Here is an 8733-nt window from a genome sequence, read left to right as displayed (position 1 = left end):
TTGCCGTCGGCTAGCACTTCCCCTTGCCGGGCGTGCAGGGGACTTTCACCCCCAAGTCATCCTGAGGCACCACCCCCAGGAACAGCGCCAGTCAAGGCGCTGCGCGCCATGCCTGGCGCACTATAAATAGCTAACGCCTCATTTTGGCGTTATCTCCTAAGGCTAAGAAGAATCGCCACTATGCTCTTTTTACAGGTTCGTTTTACTGCCAATCGCGTTGCTTAGATGTTTTGCCAATACCCGGATTAAATTGGTTAGTTGGATCGAGTTTTTGATAGAAATCGCGTAGCGCTGGCTTGGCGTGATACAGGTGCCCCACATTGTGCTCGGCCGGGTATTCGGCTCCCCGGGCATCGAGCAGTGCGCAAATCTCCTGCTCCAAGGCGTGACAATCTTCGCCTTTTTTCACCAGATACTCCTGGTGCAGAACATGGCAAAGAAAGTGGCCCACATAGAACTTACGCTCGATCCGCGCCTCGATCTCAGGCGGCAATGTCTCGAACCAATCGAGCGCATCCCGCGGCAATGCCACGTCGAGAGCCACAATGTCCTCGACCGTACGGGTGTGAACGGCTCGGTAGCGCACCACGGCGCCACCGGAGGCAAAGCGATTGAGAAACGCGGCACTGCCCTCTTCATCGGTGCACTCGAAGAAGTTACCTTGCTCGGCAGGAAAGCGCTTCGCCAGATAGGTGCGCATTTCCTCTATGCACTCGCCCCCTGTGCGAAGCATCAGATGGTGCGTATAGCGGTCACGGTAATCGATTAAGCGTTGCGGCAGATGCTCAGGGAACAGCCGGGACGAGGCCTGAAGCAGCCGATCAGACAGATGGCGACCCAGGCGCAGCGACTCGGTGACACCATCGAACCAACTTTTCGCAGCAAAGGCTTTTGGTACATTCAGGGTGCCGAACCGGCGGATGAACAAGAAAAGATCCTTGCCGAAGACGTGCGCCATATCAAAGGCATCTTTATGCATGTATTCGCCAGCGATGGGCAGGTGCTGGAACTGGCTGAGCAGGTCTCTTCTAATCTGCTGCAACGCAGCGGGATCATTGGTGCCTATATAGAAGACGCGCTCGTTGGACGCGGCTGGAAACGTGTCCACTCGTACGGCAAACACGGCCAGCTTCCCCGCAGATCCAGACACTTCATAGTGGCGGCGCGGGTCGGCGTTGAAGCGCGCCGGCGTCGATGCTGAGATATTGCGCACATGCGCCTTGTATTCTCGATCGGATGCCCAGGCGGTCTCGCTCATCTGAATATCGCTTTCTGAGTACTGGCCACTGTCCAACCGGGTCAGCACCTCTTCTGGCGAGCCTCCCAGCTCGATTCCCAGGTGATTCACCAGCACCAGCTTGCGCTCTGGAGTCACCTGAGCGAATAGAGATAGCTGCGTATACGCGGGCCCACGCTGTACCAGCGAGCCGCCTGAATTGTTGCAAATGCCGCCGGTCACCGACGCGCCAATGCAACTCGAACCAATCACGGAGTGTGGCTCACGGCCAATAGGACGCAGCGCCCGCTCCAGCCGATCCAGTGTTGCCCCGGGAAGGCAAATAGCCTGACGACCCTCATCGATTAAATCGACCCGGTCGATTCGTAAAGTATTGACGATGACAATGGGCCGGTCATAGCCCGTGCCGAAAGGGGTAGAACCGCCGGTTAGCCCGGTATTGGCTGCCTGCATGATGATGGCGACATCGGCATCCACGCAGGCTTGCAAGACTTGCCACTGCTCCCAGAGCGTACCCGGCTCGACGGCGGCAACCACCTCCCCGTCTCCGTAGCGGTAGCCTTTACGGAAGCGGTGGGTGGCACGGGTGCCTACATGTACATAGCGTTTGCCCGTGACACTTTGGAGCTGAGCAATGAGCGAACTGACCATCTATGAATACCCATCAATGTTCATGGTAAGCAGAGTGCGCTGCCCCTCCATCGGGAGAGCGCCCTCCTAACGCTTTGACGCCTGCTTAACGCGCCATCGTGCCCGGTAGGAACAGCGAGAGCTGAGGAACAAAGGTAATGATCATCAGGCAGACAATGATGACGCCCAGGAAAACCATCAAAGGTCTCAGCATATGCGTGACCGAACAGCCGGCAATCTGCGCTGCAGCAAACAGGTTGACGCCCAACGGAGGAGTAATCATCCCCAGCGCAAGGTTCACCACCATGACGGTGCCAAAGTGCACCGGCTCGATGCCCACGCGCAGTGCGGCGTCCTGAAGGATCGGAGCGAGCACTACGATGCTGGCGCCGGTTTCAATGAACATGCCCACCACGAATAGCATAAAGTTGATGGCCAGCATCAGCGAGGTTGGGCCATCGAAGGTGCTGGTCAACCAGAGCGCCGCCGCATCAGGCACACCCTGACGATTCAGCAAGTAGCCCATCAAGCTAGCCGCACCGATAATGAACATGATTACCGCGGACGTGACCACCGATTTACGAAACGCCAGAGCAAGGTCTTTGAGCGTCATTTCACGGTGCAGTAAAAGCCCAACCACCAGCGCATAGACCACGGCAATGACGCTAGCCTCCGTGGGCGTGGTCACACCGCCATAAATACCCCCCATGATCAGTACGGGCATCACTAACGACCAGACCGCTCGCCGGGTCGCATCGAGGCGAGAGAGCCTGCCGTCGCCATCGCGCTTTCCCCACCCCTTGATCCGGCACCAGATAAAAATGGTGGCCATCAGGCTACCGGCAATCAATACGCCCGGTAGCACCCCCGCAAGAAACAGATCAGGGATGGAGGTCTGCGTGGCGACACCGTATAGAATCATCGGGATCGAAGGCGGGAGAATCACGCCAAGCTCCGCCGATACGGCCATGAGGGCAGCCGCGAAGCCAATGGGATAGCCGTAATCGCGCATGGCGGGAATGAGGATAGCTCCCACGGCAAAGGTGGTGGCGACACTCGACCCGGAAATAGCCGAGAACATCATGCAGGTCAGCACACAGGTGATGGCCAGACCTCCCTGTAGTTGGCCGGTAAAGGCCCGCGCAAATTCGACCAGCCTGCGCGACAGCCCGCCCACTTCCATTAAATTGCCCGCAAGAATAAAGAAGGGAATGGCAGCCAGCGGGAATTTATCCAGCGCGATAAAAATCTGCTGCGGCACCACGAGAAGCGGGAGGCTGGTAAAGCCCACCAAGCCGACCATCGAAGCCAAGCCGATGGCAATCGCAATAGGCACCGATATCGCAAACAAAATCATCATGGAGGTGATCAGCGCGCCCGTCATGGCTCCTCTCCTTTACCCGCTTCGAGAAAGTGAACAATGCAGCCCAGCATGGCGAACACCGCTCCCACAGGGAGCGCGGCGTACCCCCAGCTCATCGAAATATCCAGACCCGCCATCTGCTGAAACCGAACGCGGGTCGCCACCTCCCAGCCAAACCAGAACAGCGTGGCAAACAGCGTCAGGCAGGACAGTAGCGTGACCAGTTCGATCGACCGACGCACTCGGCCCGAGGTCAGCACTTTGGCTAAATCGATGGCCACGAACGCACCGCGCCGCAGCGCCACCGAACAGCCCAGCAGTACCATCCAGACCAGCGCCAGACGGGTCAGTGCTTCGGACCAGACCGACGGGGCTTGGAAGACGAAGCGGCCCAGCACCTGCCAGAAGCTGGCCCCTACGGCGATCGCCAAGGCGCAGGAGGCGGCTAATGCCACCCCCATTGCGATGCCTCGATCGATGCGTTGGATCGTGGCGATGACCGTGCTCATTCGGCGCTCCAGTCCCGGATGGCTTGCAGCGTCTCGGCGCCGAACTCAGCTTCAAAACCGGCATAGGCGCTGGCCATGGCATCGCGATACGCCTCGATGTCATCGATCTCCACGATGTCGATACCGCGGTCGCGTAGCGTCTCTATGCCGACTAACTCATCCTTTTCGACCCGTGCACGGTTCGTGGCAGCAGCGAACGCCCCAGCCGCTTTCAGGGACGCTTGCTGAACCTCGTCAAGCCCCGCGACGAAGTCGGGGTTGCAGGCAAAAATGCCGGGAGAGTAGACGTGGCGCGTTAGATAGAGATGCTGCTGCATCATGTCGAGGTTGTTCGCCAGAATGACCGGAATCGGATTCTCCTGGCCATCCACGGTGCCCTGCTGCAGGGCGGGCGGAAGCTCAGAGAACGCCATCGGGGTAGGCAACACGCCAGCCGCCTTCCAAGCCTCGATGTGGATAGGGTTCTCCATGGTGCGGATCTTCATGCCGACCAAGTCGTCTGGCGACGCTATGCTCTTGGATCCCGTCGTCAGGTTGCGAAAGCCGTTTTCCATCCACGCCACGCCTTCGAGGCCATAGCGGGGGAACAGCGCCAGCAAGTCTTGCCCGGTCTCGCCGTCCAGCACTCCACGCGCATGGTCGTAGCCATCGAACAGGAAGGGCACGTCCAGGACGCGCGTTTCGGGCACAAAGTTGCCCAATGGCCCCGCCGATACGATGGCACACTCTTGCGTTCCAAACTGGACGCTTTCCAGTGCCTCACGCTCATTATCCAAACGCTGAATGACAACGTTGATGGCGCCCTCGGTTTGCGCTTCGAGGCTCTGCTTGAAGGCGATGGCCGCCTCGCCGAAATGGCTGTCGGCGGGTGAAGAGTGGGTAACGGTCAAAACGGTCTGACCGAATGCCGTTGACACCCCCCAAATCATCGAGAGCGCTAGCGTTCCCGCTATCGCGCCACTCTTGCCGCATCGAAAGTAAGTCATGTGATTAGCTCCTGAATTATTATTAGAGTTGATACATACTGCAGCTGGAACATCGAAGGTTTTTAGCGTTGGCGTTTTGAACATCATTTTTATGGCACCTGTTTTATTTTATTGTGGTGATGGCGTGCGAATGAACCGGTGCGCTAGCCGAGCGCGTCCCGGGTGAGTTGCCCGTTGACCAAGCGCATCAGCCCTAACGGATTCGCGTTCTGGAGAGCGCTTGGCAGGAAGGCATCGGGGTAGTTCTGGAAGCAGACGGGGCGCAGGTAGCGGTCGATCGCCAGCGTGCCGACCGAGGTTCCGCGGGCATCGGAGGTCGCTGGATAAGGCCCACCGTGAACCATCGCATCGCACACTTCCACGCCCGTGGGGTAGCCATTGAGCAGCAGCCGCCCGGCGCGATGTTCCAACTGCGTCATCATCTCCGCGTGGGCCGAGAGGTCTTCCGGCTCGGCGTGCAGAGTGACGGTCAACTGCCCCTGCATGACGTCGAAGTAACGTGCGAGCGTCTGGGTATCCGGCACCGTCACGACGATGGTGGTCGGCCCAAAGACTTCGTCTTCCAGCGGACGATCTGGCCTGAATAGACAATCGGGCGCCGCGCGGAACAAGTGCGCTCGCGCTTTGCCTGGCTCAGCGCTGCCCCCGGTTAGCTGGGTGACCTCGGGCAGTTCCGCGAGCCGCGCAATGCCTTGTTGATAGTGCTCCAGAGTCTGGCGGTTGAGCATCACCTGCTCATCGGCACTCGCCAGCGCTTCGCCCAACGAGGCAATGAACTGCTCCGTTTCCGGAGAATCTACTGCCAACACCAGCCCCGGGTTGGTGCAAAACTGGCCGCACCCCAGGGTGACCGAGGCCGCTAAATCGGTAGCGATGCGCTCGCCTCTCACTCGCAACGCCTCCGGCATCAGCCAGACGGGGTTGATGCTCGACATCTCGGCAAATACTGGAATGGGCTCCGGGCGCTTGGCGGCCAGATCACAAAGCGCACGCCCGCCCGACAGCGAGCCTGTAAAGCCCACCGCCTTGATGCCAGCGGCCTGCACCAGATTCTTACCGACCCCACTGCCATAGATCATGTTGAATACACCCGCGGGCATATCTGTTTTACGCGCGGCTCGCTCGATGGCCTGACCCACCCACTCGGCGGTAATCATATGGCTGGAGTGGGCTTTAACCACCACAGGGCACCCTGCAGCCAGTGCTGACGCGGTATCGCCCCCCGCCACTGAAAACGCCAGCGGAAAGTTGCTGGCCCCGAAGACTGCCACGGGCCCAAGGCCCATCTTGACCTGGCGTAAATCAGCACGCGGCAGGGGTGACCGCTCAGGCAGGGCCAGATCGATGCGCGCCCCTAAAAAATCGCCTCTGCGCAATACCTCGGCAAACAGCCGTAACTGCCCGCTGGTACGCCCGCGCTCACCGTTGATGCGGGCGGCAGGTAGCGCCGTCTCACGCACGACGTCATTGATGAAGTCATCGCCCAGCGCATCGAGCTCTTCGGCAATCGCCTCCAGAAAAAGCGCGCGCGCTTCTGGCGAGCGCTGACGAAAGGCCGGATAAGCAGCGGAGGCGGCCGCTACCGCCTGCTCGACCTCTTCCGCGGTCGCCTGAAAGTAGGCCAGGTCATGGTGGCTGCCATCCGCGGCAGCGACGCTGGCGAGCGACGCCTGGCCCTGGCCGCTTCGCTGGCCCCCTATGAACTGCTGGCCGGTCAACGTGGTACTCATACTTGGCTCTCCCGATGGCTCAGAGGAATCGCTCGCTGGGGTTTACAGCGAACATTCGAGAAGGTGGCGGTAGTCATCCGCGCTGGCATCGACGGGGTTGGTTTTGTGGCTATGATCCGCCAGTGCCCCTTTGATGATGTCGTCGAACATGACCGATGTGACGCCAAGCTCGCCCAAGCCCGTGGGGAGGTTCAGGCGCTTCGTCAGTGCCTGCATGGCGTCTGCCACATCCTGGCCCGCCGGCAAATTCATCGCTTGGGCCATCCGGGCCAGCTTGTCGTCCTTGATCATCGTGTCGGCCTGGGCGTTGAAACGGATCACCGCGGGCAGCAGAATGGCGTTCAGGGTGCCGTGGTGCAGCGACGGATTGAGCCCGCCCAGCGAGTGGCTCAGGCTGTGCACGCAGCCAAGCCCCTTTTGAAAGGCCAGCGCTCCCTGCATGGAAGCACTCATCATGTTCGTACGCGCCTCACGATTGCTTGGCTCGTTGACCGCGGTTTCGATATGCGCCCAGGCTCGCCGCAAACCATCCAGGGCAATGCCATCCGCCGGAGGGTTGAAAGAGGGCGCCATGAACGTTTCCATGCAGTGCGCAATGGCATCGATGCCCGTCGCCGCCGTCATGCGGGCGGGCAATCCAAGCGTCAATTCAGGATCACAGATCGCCAGTTTGGGGACGACATTGGGCGACAGCACACCCACCTTGCGCCCATCGTCGAGGATCAAAATGGCTCCCCGGCCGACTTCGCTGCCGGTACCTGCCGTTGTCGGGATAGCAATCACCGGGGCCGTCGCTGCCGTAATGCGTGACATGCCGCCTTCGATCACAGCAAACTGGCGCAGCGGCCCAGGGTGCGCCACACACACCGCCACCCCTTTGGCGAGGTCAATGGGCGAGCCACCGCCCAGCGCAATCACACCATCGCACTGCTGCGACTGGTAAAACGCCACCGCCTCCCGTACCGCGCCTTCATTCGGGTTGGGCGGCGTACGGGCATATACGGCAGCGGGGTGATTCAGGACACGCTGTATCCGCTCCAGTAGTCCCGCTTGTTGGATACCTTCATCTGTTACAATCAGAGGGCGGTGGATACCCAGGCGGATGCATTCGTCTTGCAGTAGATCGACGCTGCCGTCGCCAAACTGTACTTGGGTCACGTAGTTGATGAGTGCCATAGTGTGTTTTCGTCTTTGTTAATTATTCGGAAATAGATAGCGACTTGCTGCATTGACTATATTCACGTGGCCCAACGCTGGATAATGACAACCTCTGATAGCGGCATAACAAAAATTCATGTCTACACTGACTTCCATTATTTCCCGTCTGCGCATGCGGCACTTACGCCTACTGATTGCCTTACATGAACATGGCACGGTGCAAAAAGCGTCTGAGTCCGTGGCGCTGACCCAGCCAGGGGCTACCAAGGCACTCAACGAAATAGAAGCCATGCTGGGCGTACAGTTGTTTCAGCGTACTCATAAGGGGCTGGAAACGACGGACATGGGGCTCTGTGCCGTGCGCTATGCACGCCTGATCAACACGGATCTGGCCCACTTTCATGAAGAGCTGGAAAGCATGCAGCAAGGCCGTGGTGGCCGACTTGCGGTGGGATTGATCATGGGGGCTGTGCCACTGATTTCGGCGGCGCTGTCGCGGGTTCGCAGCCTGCAGCCTGCGATATCCATAGAGGTGGTCGAAGATACCAGCGCGCGCCTGCTCAACCTGCTCGACCGCGGTCGACTCGACGCCGCCATCTGCCGATCGCAAGTCAATCAGAGGCCACATCTATACAATAGCGTGGACATCCACGAGGAGGAGTTGGCAGTCATATGCCACCCGGACAACTCGCTCACTCGCCACTCAGCGCTGACACTGGCTGATTTATCTGACACCTCGTGGATTGTGTATCCCGCCAACATGCCGATGCGGCTATTGCTGGAGCGTGAGTTTCACGAGGCCAAGATACCGTTTCCTCTCTATCCCATTGAAACGGCATCCGCTTTCACGAGCATCTCAATGCTTGGCCATGACCGCGAATCAGTAGCACTCATGTCCGTCGATGCCTCAAAACCCTTTGTTGATGCAGGCATGGTGTCTCGGCTACCCATCCAGTTGCACTCGCGTAGCGAACCCTACGAATTAGTCACCAGAAAAGGGGCTAGCTTATCGCCTGCCACTCAGTTGTTCATGAGGGAAGTCGCTTTAGTTGGAAATCTACATGCAGATGTGGAGGCACATATTGAGTCCCTTTGAGTACCTCTCTAACGTCTTTCATCA

At 59.1% G+C, this 8733-nt stretch carries 7 protein-coding genes; 1 reads left to right on the top strand and 6 read right to left on the bottom strand.

Annotation, left to right across the window (positions count from 1 at the left end):
• Positions 1–202 precede the first annotated feature (202 nt).
• The 6 genes from dld to QT231_RS06975 form a co-directional block, all read right to left on the bottom strand.
• Entirely contained in the window at positions 203–1888 is a 1686-nt protein-coding gene (gene dld, locus QT231_RS07000) for a D-lactate dehydrogenase (RefSeq protein WP_308336193.1), read from the bottom strand.
• 85 nt (positions 1889–1973) lie between these two features.
• Entirely contained in the window at positions 1974–3251 is a 1278-nt protein-coding gene (locus QT231_RS06995) for a TRAP transporter large permease (protein ID WP_308336192.1), read from the bottom strand.
• Positions 3248–3691, bottom strand: a complete 444-nt coding sequence (locus QT231_RS06990; protein ID WP_308336191.1) for a TRAP transporter small permease — start codon at positions 3689–3691, stop codon at positions 3248–3250. The genes QT231_RS06995 and QT231_RS06990 overlap by 4 nt, the downstream gene beginning before the upstream one ends.
• 44 nt (positions 3692–3735) lie before the next feature.
• Positions 3736–4725 (bottom strand): TRAP transporter substrate-binding protein DctP, encoded by a 990-nt coding sequence (dctP, locus tag QT231_RS06985; protein ID WP_308336190.1) that lies wholly within the window; start codon positions 4723–4725, stop codon positions 3736–3738.
• Between the two features lie 143 nt (positions 4726–4868).
• A complete protein-coding gene (locus QT231_RS06980; RefSeq protein WP_308336189.1) occupies positions 4869–6455 on the bottom strand; it encodes an aldehyde dehydrogenase (NADP(+)) in 1587 nt (528 codons plus the stop codon).
• 42 nt (positions 6456–6497) lie between these two features.
• The gene (locus QT231_RS06975; protein ID WP_308336188.1) at positions 6498–7631 is read right to left on the bottom strand and encodes an iron-containing alcohol dehydrogenase; all 1134 of its coding nucleotides are present in this window, start codon (positions 7629–7631) and stop codon (positions 6498–6500) included.
• Between the two features lie 118 nt (positions 7632–7749).
• On the opposite strand from QT231_RS06975, the gene QT231_RS06970 reads away from it, so the two are divergent.
• Positions 7750–8709 carry a LysR family transcriptional regulator gene (locus QT231_RS06970; RefSeq protein ID WP_308336187.1) on the top strand — a complete coding sequence of 320 codons (960 nt, stop codon included), beginning with the start codon at positions 7750–7752 and terminating at the stop codon, positions 8707–8709.
• Positions 8710–8733 lie beyond the last annotated feature (24 nt).

This window comes from Halomonas sp. SpR1, from assembly GCF_031010175.1.
Lineage (GTDB): Bacteria > Pseudomonadota > Gammaproteobacteria > Pseudomonadales > Halomonadaceae > Vreelandella.
The sequence above is the reverse complement of the archived record's forward strand: the minus strand, read 5'-3'. Positions and strand labels throughout refer to the sequence as shown.